The 19,865-nt window shown below is 54.1% G+C and carries 20 protein-coding genes and 1 pseudogene; all 21 read left to right on the top strand.

The window, feature by feature from the left end:
* Positions 1-18: 18 nt before the first annotated feature.
* The 21 genes and pseudogenes from KE531_09845 (at position 19) to KE531_09945 (ending at position 19,864) form a co-directional block, all read left to right on the top strand.
* On the top strand, positions 19-1,428 hold the full coding sequence (locus KE531_09845) for a beta-lactamase family protein (protein MBR9953913.1): 1,410 nt from the start codon (positions 19-21) through the stop codon (positions 1,426-1,428).
* 110 nt (positions 1,429-1,538) lie between these two features.
* Positions 1,539-2,852, top strand: a complete 1,314-nt coding sequence (locus KE531_09850) for an amidohydrolase (protein ID MBR9953914.1) — start codon at positions 1,539-1,541, stop codon at positions 2,850-2,852.
* Positions 2,853-2,943: 91 nt separating this feature from the next.
* Complete coding sequence (locus KE531_09855; protein ID MBR9953915.1) at positions 2,944-3,360, top strand: pyridoxamine 5'-phosphate oxidase family protein; 417 nt, start codon at positions 2,944-2,946, stop codon at positions 3,358-3,360.
* 236 nt (positions 3,361-3,596) lie between these two features.
* Positions 3,597-4,871 (top strand): glucose-1-phosphate adenylyltransferase, encoded by a 1,275-nt coding sequence (locus KE531_09860; GenBank protein ID MBR9953916.1) that lies wholly within the window; start codon positions 3,597-3,599, stop codon positions 4,869-4,871.
* Positions 4,868-5,989 carry a glucose-1-phosphate adenylyltransferase subunit GlgD gene (gene glgD, locus KE531_09865; protein MBR9953917.1) on the top strand — a complete coding sequence of 374 codons (1,122 nt, stop codon included), beginning with the start codon at positions 4,868-4,870 and terminating at the stop codon, positions 5,987-5,989. Before KE531_09860 ends, glgD begins: the two co-directional genes overlap by 4 nt.
* A 42-nt stretch (positions 5,990-6,031) precedes the next feature.
* Positions 6,032-6,313, top strand: coding sequence for a septation regulator SpoVG (spoVG, locus tag KE531_09870; GenBank protein MBR9953918.1), 282 nt, complete (start codon positions 6,032-6,034; stop codon positions 6,311-6,313).
* A 256-nt stretch (positions 6,314-6,569) separates the two neighbouring features.
* Positions 6,570-7,118, top strand: coding sequence for a stage V sporulation protein T (gene spoVT / locus KE531_09875; protein MBR9953919.1), 549 nt, complete (start codon positions 6,570-6,572; stop codon positions 7,116-7,118).
* A gap of 267 nt (positions 7,119-7,385) precedes the next feature.
* Positions 7,386-7,526, top strand: coding sequence for a hypothetical protein (locus KE531_09880; protein ID MBR9953920.1), 141 nt, complete (start codon positions 7,386-7,388; stop codon positions 7,524-7,526).
* Positions 7,527-7,543: 17 nt separating this feature from the next.
* Positions 7,544-9,064 carry a DUF1538 domain-containing protein gene (locus KE531_09885; protein ID MBR9953921.1) on the top strand — a complete coding sequence of 507 codons (1,521 nt, stop codon included), beginning with the start codon at positions 7,544-7,546 and terminating at the stop codon, positions 9,062-9,064.
* Between the two features lie 27 nt (positions 9,065-9,091).
* Positions 9,092-9,790 (top strand): P-II family nitrogen regulator, encoded by a 699-nt coding sequence (locus KE531_09890; protein MBR9953922.1) that lies wholly within the window; start codon positions 9,092-9,094, stop codon positions 9,788-9,790.
* A gap of 20 nt (positions 9,791-9,810) precedes the next feature.
* A complete protein-coding gene (locus KE531_09895; protein MBR9953923.1) occupies positions 9,811-10,227 on the top strand; it encodes a nucleotide pyrophosphohydrolase in 417 nt (138 codons plus the stop codon).
* A gap of 99 nt (positions 10,228-10,326) precedes the next feature.
* Entirely contained in the window at positions 10,327-10,602 is a 276-nt protein-coding gene (locus KE531_09900; protein MBR9953924.1) for an HU family DNA-binding protein, read from the top strand.
* A gap of 4 nt (positions 10,603-10,606) precedes the next feature.
* On the top strand, positions 10,607-10,846 hold the full coding sequence (locus KE531_09905; protein MBR9953925.1) for an RNA-binding S4 domain-containing protein: 240 nt from the start codon (positions 10,607-10,609) through the stop codon (positions 10,844-10,846).
* Between the two features lie 97 nt (positions 10,847-10,943).
* A complete protein-coding gene (yabP, locus tag KE531_09910; GenBank protein ID MBR9953926.1) occupies positions 10,944-11,225 on the top strand; it encodes a sporulation protein YabP in 282 nt (93 codons plus the stop codon).
* 80 nt (positions 11,226-11,305) lie between these two features.
* Positions 11,306-11,566 (top strand): annotated as a pseudogene (locus tag KE531_09915) (spore cortex biosynthesis protein YabQ).
* Positions 11,567-11,597: 31 nt separating this feature from the next.
* Positions 11,598-11,927: a septum formation initiator family protein gene (locus KE531_09920; GenBank protein ID MBR9953927.1), complete on the top strand. Its 330-nt coding sequence runs from the start codon at positions 11,598-11,600 to the stop codon at positions 11,925-11,927.
* A gap of 168 nt (positions 11,928-12,095) precedes the next feature.
* On the top strand, positions 12,096-13,439 hold the full coding sequence (locus KE531_09925) for a SpoIIE family protein phosphatase (protein MBR9953928.1): 1,344 nt from the start codon (positions 12,096-12,098) through the stop codon (positions 13,437-13,439).
* 234 nt (positions 13,440-13,673) lie between these two features.
* Complete coding sequence (gene tilS / locus KE531_09930) at positions 13,674-15,056, top strand: tRNA lysidine(34) synthetase TilS (protein ID MBR9953929.1); 1,383 nt, start codon at positions 13,674-13,676, stop codon at positions 15,054-15,056.
* Positions 15,049-15,576: a hypoxanthine phosphoribosyltransferase gene (hpt, locus tag KE531_09935; GenBank protein ID MBR9953930.1), complete on the top strand. Its 528-nt coding sequence runs from the start codon at positions 15,049-15,051 to the stop codon at positions 15,574-15,576. The genes tilS and hpt overlap by 8 nt, the downstream gene beginning before the upstream one ends.
* Positions 15,577-15,588: 12 nt before the next feature.
* Complete coding sequence (gene ftsH / locus KE531_09940; protein ID MBR9953931.1) at positions 15,589-17,400, top strand: ATP-dependent zinc metalloprotease FtsH; 1,812 nt, start codon at positions 15,589-15,591, stop codon at positions 17,398-17,400.
* A 457-nt stretch (positions 17,401-17,857) separates the two neighbouring features.
* A complete protein-coding gene (locus tag KE531_09945) occupies positions 17,858-19,864 on the top strand; it encodes a glycoside hydrolase family 13 protein (protein ID MBR9953932.1) in 2,007 nt (668 codons plus the stop codon).
* The last annotated feature ends 1 nt before the right edge of the window (position 19,865 follow it).

Consider the following 19,865-nt stretch of genomic DNA (forward strand, 5'->3'; position numbering starts at 1 on the left):
TCAAAACAGGAGAAGCAAATGAACAGAATCACAAAGGCAAATAAGATTTTATTTGAGGAGCTTGTGAACCGCATCCGCGCGGAATACCAGGCGGCCGGCATCGCCGCGGCCGTCGTGGACGCCGGCGGGAACACCGTGTACGAAGAATTTTTCGGTTCCCGCGACACGGAAAAACAGCTCCCCATAGATGAAAATACCATCTTCGGCGTGGCTTCCGTCACGAAATCCTTTGCAGCGCTTTCCATCATGCAGCTCGCCGAAAGCGGGAAGATCGACCTGGAAGCGCCGGTGAGCCGGTACATCCCGGAATTTACAAATAAAAACCAGGAGCCGGTGAAGGTGCATCATTTCCTCTGCCACAGCGGCGGCTTCTACCCGCTCCACAGAACGACGATCCGGGAGATTGCCGGAAAACTTGGCATCGACATGGAGAAAGCAGACGACCTGGCGTACAGCGAAGAGCTGGCGGCCGCCGGGACGAAAGCCGTGGCTGAACTTTTAGATGCCCAGACGAAAGATCACGGCCTCATCGGAAAGCCGGGCGAATACATGAGCTACTGCAACGACGGCTTCGGCCTGCTTTCGGAGATTGTCCGCAGGGAGGGCGGCGAGAAGTCCTTTGCCGGGTATGTGAAAAAACATATTTTAGAGCCCCTTGGTATGGAGAGGAGCGGCTGCGACTACCTTCGTCCGGCCGCAGATGAAAATGCCGCCACTTTATATAAGAAGAGAGACGGCCGCATGACAGGCTTAAAGGACTACTATGACAACGCCTTTGTCCTGGCAGGAGCCGGTTCCATGAAATCCACGGTTTCCGACATGAAAAAATACATAGCCATGTACTTAAACCATGGAAAAACCCAGGACGGAAGCCGCATTCTTTCCATGTCCGGCGTCCGCGCCATGTGCCGGCCGCGGATCGAATACCGGCCGGAAAGCTATTATGCCTATGGGCTTTCCGTGAAGAAGCTGGACGATTTGACGGTCATCGAGCACGGCGGGAGCCTGACAGGCGTCTCGTCCAACATGTCCTGGTCCTACGATGCAGGCGCGGGCGTCATCATCCTCTGCAACACGTCGGACGTGCCGGTGAGCACCATCGCCGACGCAGCCATGCGGATGTACTGCGGGAGAAACCCCATGGGAGCCGGAACCATGTACCAGGAGATTTCCTGGAGCGAAGAGCGGAAGGCGGCCGCCTGCGGCCGTTACGGCTCGGGCGAGGGCGACGGCATCGAAATTTATCTGGAAAACGGGGAACCGGCCGTCCGCGTCGACGGAAAGGAGTCGGCCTTCATTCCGGTGCAGGAGTATCTCGGTATCATCCGAAAGCCGGATAAAGAGGCTTACTTAAAGCTGTTTGAGGACGAAAACGGGGAAATTTTTGCCGTCGGCTTCGGCGGAAGAATGCTTCCGAGGCTAAAATAAGGTGAGTTCCGCGGCCGCAGGCTGCGGTCACAGCGGCGGAAAGCCGCATACATAGAAACGGCTGTCCGCGGGGGCGGCAGCAAAAATCATATTTTGGAGGGGTATCAGTTATGGACATTTATGAACAGATTCTGAAAATGACAGACGAAATGGCAGGAGAGCTGACGGCACAGCGCCGCGATTTCCACAAATACGCGGAAAAAGGCTGGTTCGAGATGCGGACGTCCTCCATCATCGCAAGAAAGCTGACAGACATGGGTTACGAAGTGCTGGTGGGCGATCAGGTCTGCAAGCGCGATTCCAGAATGGGTGTGCCGTCCGAGGAAGAACTGGACGCGCAGTATGAGCGCGCCGTTTCCCAGGGGGCAGATCCGGAATTCGTGAAATATACAAAAGGCGGCATGACCGGCGTCATCGGCATCCTGCACTGCGGCGAAGGCCCGACGGTCGCCATGCGGTTCGATATCGACGCGCTCGGCGTTTTCGAGGAGCACGATGCCTCCTGCCACCGCCCGGCAAAAGAAGGCTTCGATTCCGTAAACGAAGGCTTCATGCATGCCTGCGGCCATGACGGCCACGCCACCATCGGCCTCGGCGTCGCAAAGGTACTGATGGCAATCAAGGATTCGCTCCGCGGCACCGTGAAGCTGATTTTCCAGCCGGCTGAGGAAGGCGTCCGCGGCGCCAAGTCCATCGTGGACAACGGAAATCTGGACGGCGTGGATTACCTGATCGGCTCCCACGTATCCGACAAGGATCCGGAAGATCCGGCAGTCGTGATCCCGGGAAGCCACGGTTCCCTGGCAACAACGAAGTATGACGTGACCTTCCATGGAAAAGCTGCCCATGCAGGCGGTTCGCCGGAAATCGGAAAGAACGTCATGCTGGCAGTCGGAACGGCCATCTTAAACCTCTACGCCATCCCGCGCCACTCCGGCGGCGAGTCCCGCGTCAACGTGGGTACGGTTGTGGCCGGCAGCGGCAGGAACGTCATTGCCGATGAGGCGAAGATGGAGATCGAGGTCCGCGGCGAGACGACAGAAATCAACAAGTTCATGGAGGACTACGCCGTAAGCATCATCGAGAACGCAGCAAAGATGCATGGCTGCACCTGTGAGATGAAGTTAATGGGAGCCGCATACTCCCTGGCAAGCGACGAGGCGCTGATGGAGCGCGTCCGCAGGGTATGCGAGGAACATCTCCACCTTCCGGTCTCCAACACCACGAGCAGCAAGAACGGCGGAAGCGAGGACGTTTCCTACATGATGCACAGAGTCCAGGAGCAGGGCGGCCAGGCCACGTTCATGCGCGTGCTGACAAAGGAAGCCGGCCCGGGCCACAGCCGCATTTTCGATTTCGACGAGCAGGTACTCCCGAACGCAGTCAAAGTGTTCTGTGGTACCGTATATGATATCATGAAGTAATGAGAAGCAGGGAACAGATCCGGCAGGCGGCCCGAAAAAGGGCTTCCTGCCGGATTTTTCAGGAAAACACAAACTTGCAGGGAGGACATTGATGAGAACATGGGATCCAAAAGCAGAAGAGATTATGAAGGAGCGGTTCGGGAGAAACCGGCTGATTGCCCTGGCGACGGCCGTGGACGGAATTCCCTATGTGCGGAACGTGACGGCTTATTATGAGGGCGGTTCCTTCTATATTATTACGGATGCCCGCTCCGAGAAAATGAAACAGATCGCAAAGAATCCGACGGCCGCCGTGGCCGGCGAGTGGTTCGAAGGCCACGGGACATGCGTGAACCTGGGATATTTCGGGGCGCCGGAGAACCGGGAGACGGCAGAGAAGCTGGGAGCGGCGTTTGGAGAGTGGATCCATGATATCCATGTGGATCTTTCCGATGAAAACACCGTCCTGCTGCGCGTAAAATTAACAGACGGAAAACTTCTGTCCGACGGAACAAAATACGAGATTTAGTCTTTTTTTGGAAATTGGCGGAATAATACCTCAAATGGAAGTCCTGACATGGGAAAATTATGCAGGATGACGAAGGCTGTTCGGTCATAAAATGGAGATTTATGTCAGAATATGTACAAAATACAGCTTAAAACTGATAAGATTTTGTTCACATTTTATGAAATGTGTGCTATAATGGTTACACCATACATAAGGCCGAATATTATGAACAAAATTGAACAGCAAGAGGTGGTATCATGGTAAGAAAAGAAATGATTGCGATGCTGTTGGCAGGCGGTCAGGGAAGCCGGCTTGGCGTCCTCACCCAAAAGGTTGCAAAGCCAGCCGTTTCGTTCGGCGGAAAATACAGGATCATTGATTTTCCGCTCAGCAACTGTATCAACTCCGGCGTCGATACGGTAGGTGTCCTCACCCAGTATCAGCCGCTTCGACTGAATACCCATATCGGAATTGGTATCCCGTGGGATCTTGACCGGAACGTGGGCGGCGTGACAGTCCTTCCTCCCTATGAGAGAAGCAAGGGAAGCGACTGGTACACAGGAACGGCCAATGCAATTTATCAGAACCTGGAGTATATGGAATCCTATAATCCGGAGTACGTTCTGATCCTGTCAGGCGACCATATATATAAAATGGACTATGAAGTCATGCTGGATTACCACAAGGCAAACAACGCCGATGTGACGATTGCGGCGATGCCTGTCCCGATGGAAGAGGCCAGCCGTTTCGGAATCCTGATTACGGACGAGTCCAACCGAATCACGGAATTCGAGGAAAAGCCTGCAAATCCGAGAAGCAACCTGGCATCCATGGGAATTTATATCTTTAGCTGGAAGGTGCTCAGGGAAGCGTTAATCAAGCTTTCGGACGAGCCGGGCTGCGACTTTGGAAAGCATATTATCCCCTACTGCTTCGGCGAGGGAAAACGTATTTTTGCATACGAATACAACGGCTACTGGAAGGATGTCGGGACGCTCGGCTCCTACTGGGAGGCCAATATGGAGCTTATCGACATCATTCCGGAATTTAACCTTTATGAGGAATACTGGAAGATCTATACGAAGAGCGACCGGATCCCGCCGCAGTACGTGGCCCCGGATGCCCATGTGGGCCGGTGCATCATCGGCGAAGGCGCGGAGATTTACGGCAGCGTGGAAAATTCCGTTGTCGGGCCGGGCGTTGTGATCGAGAGCGGCGCAGTCGTGCGGGATTCCATTATCATGAATGACTGTGTGATCGGAAAGGATGCGCTTGTGGAAAAGGCCATCATCGCTGAGAACGTGACGGTTGGCGAAGGCGCGAAGCTCGGCGTCGGGGAATATGCGCCGAGCAAATATGACCCGAAGGTATATCAGTTCGACCTGGTGACGATTGGAGAACACTCCGCGATCCCGGCCGGTGTTGAAATTGGAAAGAATACGGCAATTTCCGGCGTTACCGTCCCGGAGGACTACCAGGACGGAAAGCTTGAAAGCGGCGGCTACATAGTAAAGGCAGGTGGGAATGTATGAGAGCAATCGGTATAGTTTTAGCCGGAGGAAACAGCAAACGGATGAGAGAGCTTTCGAGAAAGCGCGCGATTGCAGCGATGCCGATTGCAGGAAGCTTCCGGAGCGTGGATTTTGCACTGAGCAATATGAGCAATTCCCATATCCAGAGCGTTGCAGTCCTGACCCAGTATAACTCTCGTTCCTTAAACGAGCATTTAAGCTCCTCAAAATGGTGGGATTTCGGAAGAAAACAGGGCGGTATGTACGTGTTCACGCCGACGATTACGGCAGAGCACAGCGACTGGTACCGCGGGACGGCAGATGCCCTGTATCAGAACCTGGATTTCTTAAAAAAGAGCCATGAGCCGTATGTGGTGATTGCAGCCGGCGACGGCATCTACAAACTGGACTACAACAAGGTGCTCGAATACCATATCGAGAAAAAAGCCGACATCACGATTGTCTGCAAGGATATGCCGTCGGATGCGGATATTACAAGATTCGGTATTGTGAAGACGAATGCCGACGGGCGGATCGTTGAGTTTGAAGAAAAGCCCATGGTTGCCATGTCCAACACGATTTCCTGCGGCATTTATGTGATCCGCAGGCGCCAGCTCATCGAGCTCATCGAACGGTGCGCGGCCGAAGACCGCTATGACTTCGTACAGGATATCCTGGTGCGGTACAGGAACCTGAAACGGATTTATGCATATAAGATGGATTCCTACTGGAGCAACATCGCCTCGGTGGAGTCTTATTATCAGACCAATATGGATTTCCTGAAGCCGGAGGTGCGGAATTACTTCTTTAAGGAATATCCGGATATCTACTCCAAGGTGGACGACCTGCCGCCGGCGAAGTACAATCCGGGTGCGTCCGTAAAGAACAGCCTTGTTTCCAGCGGATGTATCCTGAACGGAAGCGTGGAAAATTCCGTCCTGTTTAAAAAGGTCTATATCGGAAACAACTGCGTGATCCGGAATTCCATTATCATGAACGATGTTTACATCGGCGACAATACGGTGATTGAAAACTGTGTTGTGGAGAGCCGGGACACGATCCGTGCAAATACAACGTATATCGGGACTCCTGATGACATTAAAGTTGTTATTGAGAAGAACGAAAGATATACAATATAGCAGGCTTTTGGGGAAGGCTTGTGTGAATTGGGGAGGTTATGTATGCAGGTAACAGATGTACGTGTGAGAAAGATCGAAAAAGAGGGAAAAATGCGGGCGATTGTGTCAATCACCCTGGACAATGAGTTTGTAATCCATGATATCAAAGTCATTGAAGGCGAAAAGGGGCTGTTCATCGCAATGCCCAGCAGAAAGGCAGCCGACGGCGAATACCGGGATATTGCACATCCGATCAATTCGGGGACGCGGGACAGGATCCAGAAGGTGATCCTCGACAAGTATGAAACATCGGCGAGCGAAGCACTGGAGCCGGAAATGGCGTAGCGGTTAAAAAAGGGAAAACGGTGGGGCACCTGCCAGGGAGACAGACGGCAGGTGCCCCGTCTGCGTGCTAAGATGCGGATTGCGGCCTTTTTGCCGCAGGAGATATGGACGCGGCATCAAAAAATCCGCGAAAATGTAAAAAAAGCCCTGGAACGAAAGGATAAGACTTCCGCATAAATTCTTCCATTTTACAAATACTACGTTTACAGACAGCATTACAGGTAAATGACAAAGCGTAAAATGGAGGAATTTTTGTATGAAAGCTACTGGAATTGTAAGGAGAATAGACGACCTGGGCCGCGTGGTGATTCCGAAGGAAATCCGGCGGACATTAAGGCTCAGGGAGGGAACGCCTCTCGAGATCTTTACGGACCGGGAAGGCGAGATTATTCTTAAAAAATACTCACCGATGATGGAATTAAACGCCTTTGCGTCCCAGTACGCCGATGCCATGGCACAGTCCACGGGGCTCATGGTCTGCATCACCGACAGGGATCAGGTGATCGCGGCCGCCGGCGGCGCGAAAAAGGAGCTGCTCCAGAAGCCCATCAGCAGACAGCTTGAGAACGTCATCAACGAGAGGACGGCGCTGATGGCCGGAAAGGACGACAAGGCCTACACGCCGGTGGCGGCAGAGGATGTGGAAGGCGTGACGGCTCAGGTTGTGGCGCCGATCATCTGCGAGGGAGACGCCATCGGGGCGGTCGTCATCATGAGCCGGGAGCCGCGGGCGAAATTTACGGAGGCGGAAATGCGCCTGGCGGCCACGGCGGCCGGGTTTCTCGGGCGCCAGATGGAGTCATAAAGGCCGGGCAGGCCGGACGGGGCGTTTTGGCCGGCTTTCCGGGAGAAAATTGCGGAAAGCCGGCGGCATGGCTCCGCGGGAGCGGCAGCAGGCAGATCCCGGCAGGACAGATCTTAGCATAATCTTAACATGGATTCCCGGAAAATATGTTTACATAAAAATGCCGGATGTGTTATACTAAATATAATCTTGTGCGCCGGGGGAATACCTTCCCGGCGTATATCGGCCGCCTGGCGGGGGATTATGCCGGGAAGCCGGAAACGAACAGTGAGTAGAAAGCGGGGAGAAATCTGCGTGGGGCTTGCAGGGGCAGATTTCTTCCCGTTTTCTGATGAGAAGTGCAGGCGGGCCGTCTGGCTGTGGTTCGGCCGGGCCTGCCGGAAAGGCGGGATGAAAATTTGGATGTAAGAAGCAAACTGTTGGAAATGCTGAAGGCAAAGTGGAAAGAGGCCTTTGAAGCCGTATGGCCGATCATCATGATCGTGCTGATCCTTTCTTTCTGCCTCGTGCCCATGTCGACGAGCATTCTGCTCTGTTTCCTGATGGGGACGGTCTTTCTTCTGGTGGGGATGATGTTTTTCACGCTCGGCGCTGAGCTTGCCATGACGCCCATGGGCAGTATGGTGGGAACCAGCCTGACAAAGAAGCGGAGCCTGCCGTTAATGGTGATTGCCGGCTTCCTCCTGGGTTTTATTATCACCATCTCGGAGCCGGATCTTCAGGTTCTGGCAGAGCTGGTGCCGGCAATCCCGAACATGACGTTAATCCTGGCTGTGGCCTGCGGTGTCGGCGTGTTCCTTGTGATTGCCATCCTGAGAATGCTGTTTTCTGTGGCACTGCCGCCGCTTCTTATGATTTTTTATGCCATTGTTTTCATACTGGCGTTTTTCGTGCCGAAGGAGTTTTTAAGCGTGGCTTTTGACTCCGGCGGCGTGACGACCGGCCCGATGACGGTTCCGTTTATCATGGCCTTCGGTGTCGGTATTTCCTCGATCCGAAGCGACCGCCATGCAGCGGACGACAGCTTCGGCCTTGTATCGCTTTGTTCCATTGGCCCGGTGCTGGCCGTTATGGTGCTCGGTATGATTTATAACCCGGACAGCCGCGAGTATGTGCCGCCGGTGATTCCGGAGCTGACGGATTCCATGGATATGTGGCATTTGTTTGCCGTGGAGCTTCCAACCTACATGATGGAGATCGCAGGCGCGCTCCTGCCGATTCTTCTGTTTTTTGCCGTTTTCCAGATCGCTGCGCTGAAGCTGACGAAAAAGAAGCTGATCCGCATTATCATTGGACTTTTGTACACATATGTCGGCCTCGTGCTGTTCCTTACCGGCGTAAACGTCGGTTTTGTGCCGGCCGGAAACTACCTGGGCCAGGCCCTTGCCGGTCTCCGGTACCCGCAGATTTTGATTCCGCTTGCCATGCTGATCGGCTATTTCATTGTCCGGGCAGAGCCGGCAGTGTATGTTTTAAATAAGCAGGTCGAGGAGATCACCGACGGCGCCATCTCAGAAAAGGCCATCGGCATGAGCCTTTCCATCGGCGTGGCCGTTTCTCTGGGCCTTGCCATGATCCGGGTATTTACGGGAATCTCCCTTCTCTGGTTCATGATCCCCGGCTACGCGATAGCCCTTGGAATTTCTTTTTTCGTGCCGAAAATTTATACGGCCATCGCCTTCGACTCCGGTGGAGTGGCCTCCGGCCCGATGACGACGGCTTTCCTGCTTCCCCTTGCCCAGGGCGCCTGCCTGGCGCTGGGCGGCGACGTGGTGACGGATGCCTTCGGCGTTGTGGCAATGGTAGCAATGACGCCGCTTATTACCATACAGCTTCTGGGACTTGTATCGCAGCTTAAGACCAGGCCGCAGAAGGAAGCCGTGCCTGTCCAGGGTGCTGCCCATGCTTATGAGCTTTTGGCAGACGACGCAATCATCGAATTGTAGGCGGCTGGAAACTGGAGGGAATCGTATATGAGTGAATTATATTTAATGACTACAATCAGCGACAGGAACCAGATCCGGCGTTTCCTGCTGTTTTATAAAGAGTACGGCGTTTCTGTGGTACTGACTGCGCTGGGAAGAGGGACGGCGTCCTCGGAGATGTTAGACTATTTCGGACTGGAGGCGTCGGAAAAGGCTGTCCTGTTTTCCGTCGTCACGGACACGGTCTGGAAAAAGGTAAAGAGCGGCCTTGAGAAAAACTTAAGGATTGACATCCCCGGCATGGGAATCGTGTTCACCGTCCCCTTAAGCAGCATCGGGGGGAAAAAGCAGCTTGAGTTCCTGACAGACGGCCAGGAATTTGTGAAAGGGGAAGAGAGCGAATTGAAGAATACAAAGTATGAGCTTTTGATGGTAATTGCCAATCAGGGATATACGGAAGTGATTATGGACGCCGCCAGGGAAGCCGGCGCTTCCGGCGGAACGGCCATCCATGCCAAGGGAACCGGCATGGAGCGGGCAGAGCGGTTCCTCGGCGTTTCCATTGCCGCGGAGAAGGAGATTATCTTCATCGTTGCCAAGAGCGCAGAAAAGAACGCGATCATGAAGTCCATCATGGAGCAGGCCGGCATGGCATCCAAGGCGAAAGCCATCGTCTTCTCCGTCCCGGTTACGGATACGGCCGGCATGCGGTTAATCGAAGCGCTGGAAGAAGAGGACAATGCATAAAATAAGGATGGCCGGATAAAATGATGGAAAAGGATTTTTACACGTTTGAGGATCTGGTGGAGATCGTTGCCGCCCTGCGCCGGGGCTGTCCGTGGGATCAGGTGCAGACCCATGAATCCATGAAGAAATACCTGGTGGAGGAATGCAGCGAGGTTCTGGAGGCCATCGACGCAGGCGATATGGACAATCTCTGCGAGGAGCTTGGGGACGTTCTGTACCAGATCATGATGCACAGCGAGATGGAAAAGGAAAAAGGCAATTTCACGGCTGCCGACGTGGTGGACGGCATCTGCAAAAAAATGGTGCGCCGCCATCCCCATGTGTTCGGGGATCCGGAAACGGGGGCTCCTAACGGAACCGGAAAAAGCTGGGAGGAGCTCAAAAGCCTCGAACGCGGGCTGCGGGAAAAAGAGCGTGAAAACCGCAAAAAACCTTGACAAACGGAACGTAAGCAGATATAAATGTAAGAGTATAATGCTGAAGTATCCGAAGCACCTGGCTTTCGGATTTAATCAATGATCTAGGAGGAAATATCAATGAACAAGACAGAACTAATCGCAGCAGTGGCAGAAAGAGCAGAACTCTCCAAGAAAGATGCAGAAAAAGCAGTTAAGGCTTTTACTGATGTTGTAGCAGAAGAATTAGTGAAGGGTGAGAAGATCCAGCTTGTAGGCTTTGGTACATTTGAAGTTTCTGAGAGAAAGGAAAGAGAAGGAAGAAACCCGAAGAGCGGTGAGAAGATGACGATCTCTGCTTCCAGAACTCCGAAATTCAAAGCAGGAAAGGCTCTCAAGGATCAGGTAAACGCATAAATTCATGAGATTAGATAAATTCCTTAAGGTGTCCCGCCTGATTAAAAGGCGGACGGTGGCCAACGAGGCCTGCGATGCAGGGCGGGTGTCGGTCAACGGAAAGCCGGCAAAGGCGTCCGTAAGCGTAAAGCAGGGGGACATCATTGAAATCCAGTTCGGCACAAAGGCCGTGAAGGTGGAAGTCCTCGATGTCCAGGAGACCGTGAAAAAAGAAGGCGCCGGGGATTTGTACCGTTATATTTAAACTGTACACGGGACATGTTTTGACCCGTTTTTGGAATAAGTCAGGAAACCTCCTAATATACTTAAGTAAACGATAAGTATGTCAGGAGGTTTTTTTCATGGAAGAGAAGCTTGGCGTATCCCACAGACTGACCCTGAACAACCGCGACAGGGGGAACCTGACCGGGATTCTGGACGTGATTTCTTTTAACGAGAGCCAGATTGTCCTGGACACGGACATGGGCCTTCTTACGATTCGGGGAAAAGACCTCCATGTCAGCAGGCTTTCACTGGAAAAGGGCGAAATCGACATCGAGGGGCGGACGGACAGCTTCACCTACTCTTCAAACGAAAGCATCCGGAAGGCCGGTCAGTCGTTCCTTTCCCGCCTGTTCAAGTAGAAGGGGATGGCCCATTGAGCGCATACATACAGGCAGAGGCAGATCTGGCTGTACAGAGCTTCCTTCTCGGGCTTTTTTTGATGCTCTGCTACGACGGGCTGCGTCTTTTCCGGTTTTTCCTGTATCACGGCAGTCTTTTGACGGGACTCGAGGATTTTTTATACTGGCTGTTTTCCGGAATCATGACGTTTTCCCTGCTGTTTCGTGAGAACAGCGGCGTGCTCCGGGCGTATGTGATCGTCTCTGTGTTTGCAGGCATGTTCCTTTATGACCGCCTTGTGAGCAGAAATGTATTTGGGCTCTTGAAAAAAGTCCGCAGATGGAATAAAATAAAGAAAAGAAAGAGAAAAACCCGGAAAGAAGCGAGGAAACATGAAAGAAAACCGCAACAGGAGGAAACGGAAGACAGCGCAGAACGGATGGAGCAACCGCATGGCCCTGATCGGCATCACGATGGTGGTACTGAGCCTTGCAGTCGTCGTCAACATCGGTGCGGCTTCTTTGCGGGAAAAAAACCTCGAGTACGAGGCAAGGGAGCAGAGTCTTCGGAAAACCCTGGCCAGTGAGGAGAACCGGGCCGCGGAGTTAGAGGAGTACCGGATCTACGTCCAAACGAAGCAGTATATCGAAAAAGTGGCAAAGGAAAAGCTCGGCCTCGTCAATAAAGATGAGATTTTGTTAAAGCCGGGAGAAAACAAGTAGTTTTTGTCAGGAAGTTTTTTTCGTTCGCCACGTGAATATGACAAATATTTCCCTCCAGCCTGTTTATAATAGGAACGCAGGTTAGGAGGGATTTTTGTGTTAAAAAGGCGGGCAGTACATAGGGACACGGCGGGGGTGAATGTCTATGCGGCAAAGCGGCTGCGGGACATGGCGGAGTCCCTTTGCGGGCTGGCAAAAACCTTCGGTGACGCGTCGCGGGAGCCGGGGCTTTCCAGGGAGGACGGGCTGGCAGCGCTCGAGACGGCGGCGGCCGTGGTCTGCGGGAGCTGTGAGAAATGCGGCCTGCGTAAGAAGGCGCAGGAGGAAGAAGACGGGGAAGGCTATTACCTCTATTATCTGCTGCGGACGTTTGAGAAAAAGGGATGCATTGATTATGAGGACATGCCGAGGCGTTTTTTGGAGACGTGCAGGCGGAAGCCGGATTATATGGGGGAGTTAAACCGGAACCTGGGGCGGGCCACCATGAACCTTTCCTGGAAAAACAGGTTCCTTGAGAGCCGCGACGCCGTCATGGTGCAGTTTCAGGAGATGGCCGGGATTCTGGAGGAGTTTTCCGAGCAGATGGAAAAGGCGTTTGACATAACGGAGACAGACGGGGCAAAGCTTCGTGAGGCGTTCCGCAGGCGGCGCGTTGCGGCGGAAAACCTGATGGTTCTCCAGTATGAGGGACAGCGGCGCGAGGTTTTTATGACGGCAAGGACGATGAACGGGCGCTGCATGACGGCCCGCGATGCGGCGGAGCTGGTGGGTCATGCGATGAAGGGGCGCTGGCGCCCGGCCCGGGACGGGAAGACGTTAATTACCAGGAATCCGGCGGCGTTCCGGTTTTTGGAAGAGGGAAAATACAGGATTCTGTTCGGCTCAGCCAGGACGCCGAGGGAAGGCGAGGAGATTTCCGGCGACAGCTTCACCTTTAAGAGCGGGCTTCCCGGGCAGGCCATCATGAGCCTGTCCGACGGTATGGGGAGCGGCCGTCTTGCAAACGAGGACAGCGAAAAGGTCATCGAGCTTACGGAACAGCTTTTAGAGACGGGTTTTTCAGCCAGGGCGGCGTTAAAGCTGGTGAACACGGTGCTTCTTCTCACTGGCGGGAACGAGCGGCCGGCCACGCTGGATCTGGGGCTCGTGGATCTCTACGCCGGCGTTCTGGAGGCCATGAAGCTCGGCGCGGCGGCGACGTTTGTCATCAGCCATGACGAAGTGGAGATTTTGGAGTCAGAGCATGTGCCGGCGGGGATTGTAAATCCGGTGGAACCGGTGCTCCTTTCGAGGAAGCTGTGGGACGGCGACAGGATTGTGATGGTCAGCGACGGGATTTTGGAGGCAATGCCGGGAACCGATAAGGAGGGGACATTCCGCGATTTTCTATCCGGGCTTTTGGAGGCAGGCCCCCAGGAGACGGCGGAGATGATCCTGACGTTTGCGCTCTCCTTTGAGGGGCAGCCCATGGACGACATGACGGTGCTGGTGGGCGGCGTGTACGAGCGGTAGGAAGACGGCCGGAGGCCTTGCGCTGCCGGGGCATAGCGGCGTGCATGAACGGCAGGGAAAACGGCAGGGGAGGCTCATGCGCCGCCGGAGCAGGGCGCGCAGAGCTTCGGGAATTGGCAGGAAAGCCTTGCGCGCGGCGGAAAATGCCTGTATAATAGGCCTGACAGAAAGGGCAGCGGCATGAGCGGGCAGGAAACGGAAAAAAAGGTTTTGGAATTTATACGGGAACATCATATGGCAGACGGAGGAGAGGGCGTCCTGGCGGCCGTGTCGGGAGGCGCCGATTCCGTGTGCCTTCTTGTTATTTTAAAGGAGCTTTCAAAGCGGCTGGGGATCCGGCTTCACGCGTTCCACTTGAACCACGGGCTCCGGGGTGCAGAGGCGGACAGGGATGAAAAGGCTGCGGGAGACCTCTGTGAGAAATTGATGGTACCATATACGGCAGTAAAAGAAGACGTCAGGGCCTGGGCGCATGAGCATGGGATGTCGGAGGAAGAGGCCGGCCGCCATTTAAGGTATTTCCACCTGGAGGAGACGGCCGAAAAGTACGGTCTAAGCCGCATCGCCGTGGCGCACCACATGGACGACAGCGCCGAAACCGTGCTGTTCCATCTGTTCCGCGGGACAGGGCTTAAGGGGCTTTCGGGAATCCCGCCGGTCAGGGGGAACATCATCCGGCCGCTCCTTTGTCTGCGGCGCAGGGAGATTGAGGAATACCTTCGCGGGCGGGGAATCGGCTGGTGCGACGACTCCACCAACAGCCTTTCGGAATACAGCAGGAACAAGATCCGCAACGAGCTGATGCCATGGGCGGAGGAGAAGCTCAACGGGCAGGCGGCCGCCCATGTGCTTGCGGCGGCAGGGATTGCGGCCCAGGCCGATGCATATTTTGAGGCGCTGGCGGAAACCATTCTTTCAGACGGAAGAAGCAGCGGCGTGCCGGAATATGCCGTGGAGACGGCTGTTTTAGACGCGCAGCCGGAGATTGCGAGGGATTATTTGATCCGCGCCTTAATCGGCCGGGCGGCCGGCGGGAAAAAGGATATTTCCGCAAGGCATGTAAAAGCAGTGTTATCGCTTACGGGGCCTGGCGGCGGCGGACAAACGGATCTTCCGGGCGGCCTTACGGCAAGGCGCGGTTACCGGTATCTGGAGATTTTGGCAGAGAGCGGCGGGGATTTTAAGGAGGATGGCGGGCCGCTTGTTTTAGCCCCTTTAAAAGACGGCGGGACGGCGGCCGGGGAGTTTCCGGACGGCGGAGGGACTTTTGTCATGCGGCGGTTTGCGGCCGCCAGTGTGCCGGATTTTTCCAGAAACTTTCCAAAAAACCAGTGTACGAAATGGTTTGATTATGATAAAATAAAAGGCAACGTGTCTGTGAGGAGACGGCAGCAGGGCGATTTTTTCCTGATTTCCGGCGGAAAGAAGAAAAGCCTGAAGCGGTATCTGATTGACGAAAAGATTCCGAGGGAGGAACGGGAGCGGCTGTTCCTTTTTGCGGAGGGGAGCCATATCCTGTGGGTGCCAGGGCACCGCATCAGTGAATACTACAAGATATCAGAGACAACAGAAACAATACTGGAAATACAGATTTGCAAAGGAGAAAGACATGGCTGAAAAAATTCGGGTGTTGCTGAGTGAAGAGGAAGTAGATAAGAGGATCTGCGAGGTAGCAGAACAGATCAACCGTGATTATGCAGGAAAGGCAGTTCACCTGATCTGTATTTTAAAGGGCGGCGTATTCTTTACCTGTGAGCTGGCAAAGCGCCTTACGATGCCGGTTTCCCTGGACTTTATGTCGGTTTCCAGCTATGGGAGCGGCACGGAGTCTTCCGGCGTTGTGAAGATTATCAAAGACCTGGATGAGCCGTTGGAGGGAAAAAATGTCCTGATTGTGGAGGATATCATCGACTCCGGCAGGACGCTTGCGTACCTGATTGAAATTTTACAGAAGAGGGGGCCGAAGCAGATCGAGCTCTGCACGCTTCTTGACAAGCCGGAAAGACGTGTGAAAAAGCAGGTACAGGTAAAATATACATGTTTTGCGATCCCGGATGAGTTTGTGGTGGGCTATGGCCTGGATTACGACCAGAAATACCGCAATCTGCCGTTCATCGGAGTCGTGGAGCAGGAATAAGGAGGCAGTCAGTTGAAACAGAACCAGCAGATTCGGGGGCTTGGGCTTATTCTTCTTGTGGTGGCGCTGCTCACATTTGCGTCCAGCCTCACAAGGGGCGGCAGCCTGTTCAATGACAACATGTCCCATCAGGAATTCATGATGGCTATCGAGAATAAGACCATTGAGGCAGTGGAAATCCATCAGAACAAGCAGACGCCTACGGGGTGCCTTACGATCTTAATGACGGACGGCGACAGGCGCGACGTGCCGGTTTCCGACGTTATCAAGGCGGAACAGCTTTTAGAGGAAAACGGCATCGACTATGAACTCATGGATGTGCCTCAGGATAACTACCTGATGACCGTGATCCTGCCGATTGGGCTTTCGGCAGTCGTTATCATGTTCATCATGATGTACATGAACGCGCGGTTAAACAGCGGCGGCGGAAATTCCAAAATGATGAATTTCGGAAAAAGCCGTGCGAAGATGAGCCGCACCAACTCCATCAATTTTACCAAGGTCGCAGGGCTTGAGGAGGAAAAAGAGGAGCTGGAGGAGATCGTTGACTTTTTAAAGGAGCCGAAAAAGTACACGGACGTGGGCGCCAGGATTCCCAAGGGCGTCATTCTTGTGGGCCCTCCGGGAACGGGAAAAACTTTGCTTGCAAAGGCTGTGGCCGGGGAAGCCGGTGTTCCGTTCTTCTCCATTTCCGGCTCGGATTTCGTAGAAATGTTCGTCGGCGTGGGCGCGTCGAGAGTCCGCGACCTTTTTGAGGAGGCCAAGCGGAACGCCCCGTGCATTGTGTTCATCGACGAGATTGACGCCGTTGCGAGACGGCGCGGCACAGGCATGGGCGGCGGCCACGACGAGAGGGAGCAGACCTTAAACCAGCTTCTGGTGGAGATGGACGGCTTCGGCATCAACGAGGGCATCATTGTCATGGCGGCCACGAACCGCGTCGATATCCTTGACCCGGCCATTCTGCGTCCCGGCCGCTTTGACAGGAAGGTGGGCGTTGGCCGTCCGGATATCAAGGGCCGCGAGGAGATCCTCATGGTGCATTCCAAGGAAAAACCCCTGGGCGACGACGTGGATTTGAAGCGGGTGGCCCAGACGACGGCCGGATTCACCGGCGCCGATCTGGAAAACCTCATGAACGAGGCGGCAATCCATGCGGCAAAAGAAAACCGCCGCTTTCTTAAACAGAGGGACATCGACCAGGCCTTCGTGAAGGTGGGCATCGGCGCCGAGAAGAAGAGCAAGGTGATTTCCGAAAAGGAGAAGAAAATCACGGCCTACCACGAGGCGGGCCATGCGATCCTGTTCCATGTACTGCCGGATATGGGGCCAGTCCACACGATTTCCATCATCCCCACGGGCATGGGGGCGGCCGGCTACACGATGCCGCTTCCGGAAAAGGATGAGATGTTCAACACGAAGGGGAAGATGCTCCAGACGATCATGGTTTCCCTGGGCGGCCGGATTGCCGAGGAGCTGATTTTCGGCGACGTGACGACGGGAGCTTCCCAGGACATCAAGCAGGCCACGGCCATTGCAAGAGCCATGGTGACCCAGTACGGCATGTCGGAGAAGGTGGGCATGATTAACTATGGAAGCGACGAGGACGAGGTCTTCATCGGGCGCGACCTGGCCCACACAAGAAGCTACGGCGAGGACGTGGCGACGGCCATCGACGGCGAGGTGAAGCGGATCATTGATGAATGCTATGAAAAAGCGAAGCAGATCATCATGGAACATGAGCCGGTTCTCCATAAGTGCTGTGAAATCCTGCTGGAAAAGGAAAAAATTGGACAGGAAGAATTTGAGGCACTGTTTGTTTAATAAGTAAAGTTTGGCGGCGTTTGTGCAAAAGAAACATAAGCAGACGCCGCCTTTATTTTGCAAATATAAACTTTTGACAATAATTAAACAATGACTTGACAAAACGCACAAAAAATGTCCTGAAATTTTCTTATGTTTGTGCAGACTTATTCGGGAACGTATGCTATATTATAATGCGTAACCCCCCCCAATACATTATATAGTTTTTGCTATACCCCATAAGAGACATAATACCTTTTCCGAAGAAAGGCCAGCGATTCCCCGCTGGCCTTTTTTCTGCCGTAAATTTTTCATCTTCCTGATTTCACAGCAGAAATAACGTGCAAAACAAATGGATATCCTGTATAATAGAAGGTGGGTTTTTGCCTTTTTGAAGGCATGACATGGAAAACGGAGACAGGAATACGGAAGGGGGACTTTTCCCGTGAAAAAAGCGGCTCTGTTTTGTGATGAGACAATGGATTACCGGAAACCGGCAGAACCGGATGCCGGCGAGTGGGTGACTGTAAAATTCCGCACCGAGAAAGATGATGTGGATTCTGTATATATAATTTTTGACGGGCATGCGGAGCGGGTCAAACTGGAAAAAGCGGAATCGGACGGGCGGTTTGACTATTACGCGACGGCCTTCCAGGTGGATGAGGAGCCAGTCTTTTACTATTTTGAGATTGCAGACGGCAATGAGGTCTGTCATTATACGCGCCTCGGGGTGGCGGAGGATCTGGGAAAGCATTTGATGTTTCGGATTACGCCAGGCTTTCACGTGCCGGACTGGGCCAAGGGCGCCGTCATGTACCAGATTTTTGTGGACAGATTCTGCAACGGCGATAAGACCAACGATGTGGAATCCGATGAATATGTGTATATCGGTTATCCGGTCACGAAGGTGGAAAACTGGGAGGAAGGCCTCTCGGTCATGGATGTGGACCGGTTTTACGGCGGCGATTTGAAGGGAATCTGGGATAAGCTGGATTATATTGAGGGGCTTGGCGTCGAGGTTATCTACTTAAGCCCGATTTTCGTGTCGCCGTCCAACCATAAATACGACTGTCAGGATTACAGCCATGTGGATCCCCATTACGGAGTGATTGTAAAGGACGCTGACGGCCTTGTGACGGACAATGCGGCGGACAATGGCGGCGCGGAAAAGTATGCCGTGCGGACGACGGATCCTGCAAATTTAGAGGCCAGCGATAGATTTTTTGCGGAGTTTGCAGCCGAGGTGCACCGACGCGGGATGCGGCTTCTTCTGGACGGCGTGTTCAACCATTGCGGTTCCTTTAACCGCTGGCTGGACCGGGAGCGGATTTACGAGAAAAACGGCGGGTATGAGCCGGGGGCATATGTGACGGAAGAGAGCCCCTACCGAAACTTTTTCCGCTTCCGCGACGAGAAAGGCTGGCCGTGCAACGGCTCTTATGAGGGCTGGTGGGGGCATGACACGCTTCCGAAGCTCAACTATGACGAGGATCCGAAGTTAATGGAGTATATCATGGAGGTGGGGAGAAAGTGGGTTTCCGCGCCCTACTTCGTCGATGGCTGGCGGCTTGATGTGGCGGCAGACCTGGGCCATTCCGCAGAGTTTAACCATGCGTTCTGGCGGCAGTTCCGTGAGAACGTGAAGGCGGCGAACCCGGATGCGCTTCTTCTGGCAGAGCACTACGGCGATGCGTCGCCGTGGCTGGCCGGCGACCAGTGGGACACGGTCATGAACTATGACGCGTTCATGGAGCCGCTCTCCTGGTTCCTCACAGGGCTTGAAAAGCACAGCGACCGGAGCGATCCCCATGCCTACCAGAACAGCCAGGCATTTTTCAGCACCATGCTCTATAACATGAGCCGGATGCAGACGCCGTCTCTGATGGCGGCGATGAATGAGATTTCAAACCATGACCACTCCCGTTTCCTTACGCGGACGAACCGGACGGAGGGGCGCCTGTACTCCAAGGGGCATGAGGCGGCTTCCGAGGGGATCAATTACGGGATTTTCCGGGCCGGCGTCGTGGTGCAGATGACGTGGCCGGGGGCGCCGACGGTTTATTACGGCGACGAGGCCGGCGTCTGCGGCTGGACGGATCCGGATAACCGGCGGACGTATCCCTGGGGACATGAGGATCTGGAGCTGATTGAGTTCCACCGTTACCTGATTGGGATCCGAAAGAAGAATAAGGTGTTCCGGAACGGATCGTTTAAGCCGCTTCTGGCGGAGAACGGCATGATCGCCTACGGGCGGTTTACCAGGGAGCGGGCCGGCGTCGTGGCCGTCAACAGCACGGGCCGGTGCCAGGAGGCGAAGATTGCCGTCTGGGAGGCCGGTGTCCGTCAGGAAACCATGGTGCGGGTCATGGAAACTACGGAAAAATGGTACAACGTGGGAAAACTAAAATTCCCTGTCACCGACGGGATCCTGACGGTGAAGATGGAACCGTATTCGGCTGTGATTTTTGAGGAAAAAATGCAATAAA

The sequence above is a fragment of the Eubacteriaceae bacterium Marseille-Q4139 genome (assembly GCA_018223415.1).
Taxonomy (GTDB): domain Bacteria; phylum Bacillota; class Clostridia; order Lachnospirales; family Lachnospiraceae; genus CABSIM01.

What these genes read in the sequence shown, in the direction of transcription:
- KE531_09925 (MBR9953928.1), top strand. Translation starts at nt 12,096, where the DNA reads ATGGCGGAGTCCCTTTGCGGGCTGGCAAAAACCTTCGGTGACGCGTCG.
- KE531_09845 (MBR9953913.1), top strand. Translation starts at nt 19, where the DNA reads ATGAACAGAATCACAAAGGCAAATAAGATTTTATTTGAGGAGCTTGTG.
- KE531_09890 (MBR9953922.1), top strand. Translation starts at nt 9,092, where the DNA reads ATGAGTGAATTATATTTAATGACTACAATCAGCGACAGGAACCAGATC.
- KE531_09850 (MBR9953914.1), top strand. Translation starts at nt 1,539, where the DNA reads ATGGACATTTATGAACAGATTCTGAAAATGACAGACGAAATGGCAGGA.
- yabP (MBR9953926.1), top strand. Translation starts at nt 10,944, where the DNA reads ATGGAAGAGAAGCTTGGCGTATCCCACAGACTGACCCTGAACAACCGC.
- glgD (MBR9953917.1), top strand. Translation starts at nt 4,868, where the DNA reads ATGAGAGCAATCGGTATAGTTTTAGCCGGAGGAAACAGCAAACGGATG.
- spoVT (MBR9953919.1), top strand. Translation starts at nt 6,570, where the DNA reads ATGAAAGCTACTGGAATTGTAAGGAGAATAGACGACCTGGGCCGCGTG.
- KE531_09860 (MBR9953916.1), top strand. Translation starts at nt 3,597, where the DNA reads ATGGTAAGAAAAGAAATGATTGCGATGCTGTTGGCAGGCGGTCAGGGA.
- KE531_09895 (MBR9953923.1), top strand. Translation starts at nt 9,811, where the DNA reads ATGATGGAAAAGGATTTTTACACGTTTGAGGATCTGGTGGAGATCGTT.
- spoVG (MBR9953918.1), top strand. Translation starts at nt 6,032, where the DNA reads ATGCAGGTAACAGATGTACGTGTGAGAAAGATCGAAAAAGAGGGAAAA.
- tilS (MBR9953929.1), top strand. Translation starts at nt 13,674, where the DNA reads ATGGCAGACGGAGGAGAGGGCGTCCTGGCGGCCGTGTCGGGAGGCGCC.
- KE531_09905 (MBR9953925.1), top strand. Translation starts at nt 10,607, where the DNA reads ATGAGATTAGATAAATTCCTTAAGGTGTCCCGCCTGATTAAAAGGCGG.
- KE531_09920 (MBR9953927.1), top strand. Translation starts at nt 11,598, where the DNA reads ATGAAAGAAAACCGCAACAGGAGGAAACGGAAGACAGCGCAGAACGGA.
- KE531_09855 (MBR9953915.1), top strand. Translation starts at nt 2,944, where the DNA reads ATGAGAACATGGGATCCAAAAGCAGAAGAGATTATGAAGGAGCGGTTC.
- hpt (MBR9953930.1), top strand. Translation starts at nt 15,049, where the DNA reads ATGGCTGAAAAAATTCGGGTGTTGCTGAGTGAAGAGGAAGTAGATAAG.
- KE531_09900 (MBR9953924.1), top strand. Translation starts at nt 10,327, where the DNA reads ATGAACAAGACAGAACTAATCGCAGCAGTGGCAGAAAGAGCAGAACTC.
- KE531_09945 (MBR9953932.1), top strand. Translation starts at nt 17,858, where the DNA reads ATGGATTACCGGAAACCGGCAGAACCGGATGCCGGCGAGTGGGTGACT.
- KE531_09885 (MBR9953921.1), top strand. Translation starts at nt 7,544, where the DNA reads ATGCTGAAGGCAAAGTGGAAAGAGGCCTTTGAAGCCGTATGGCCGATC.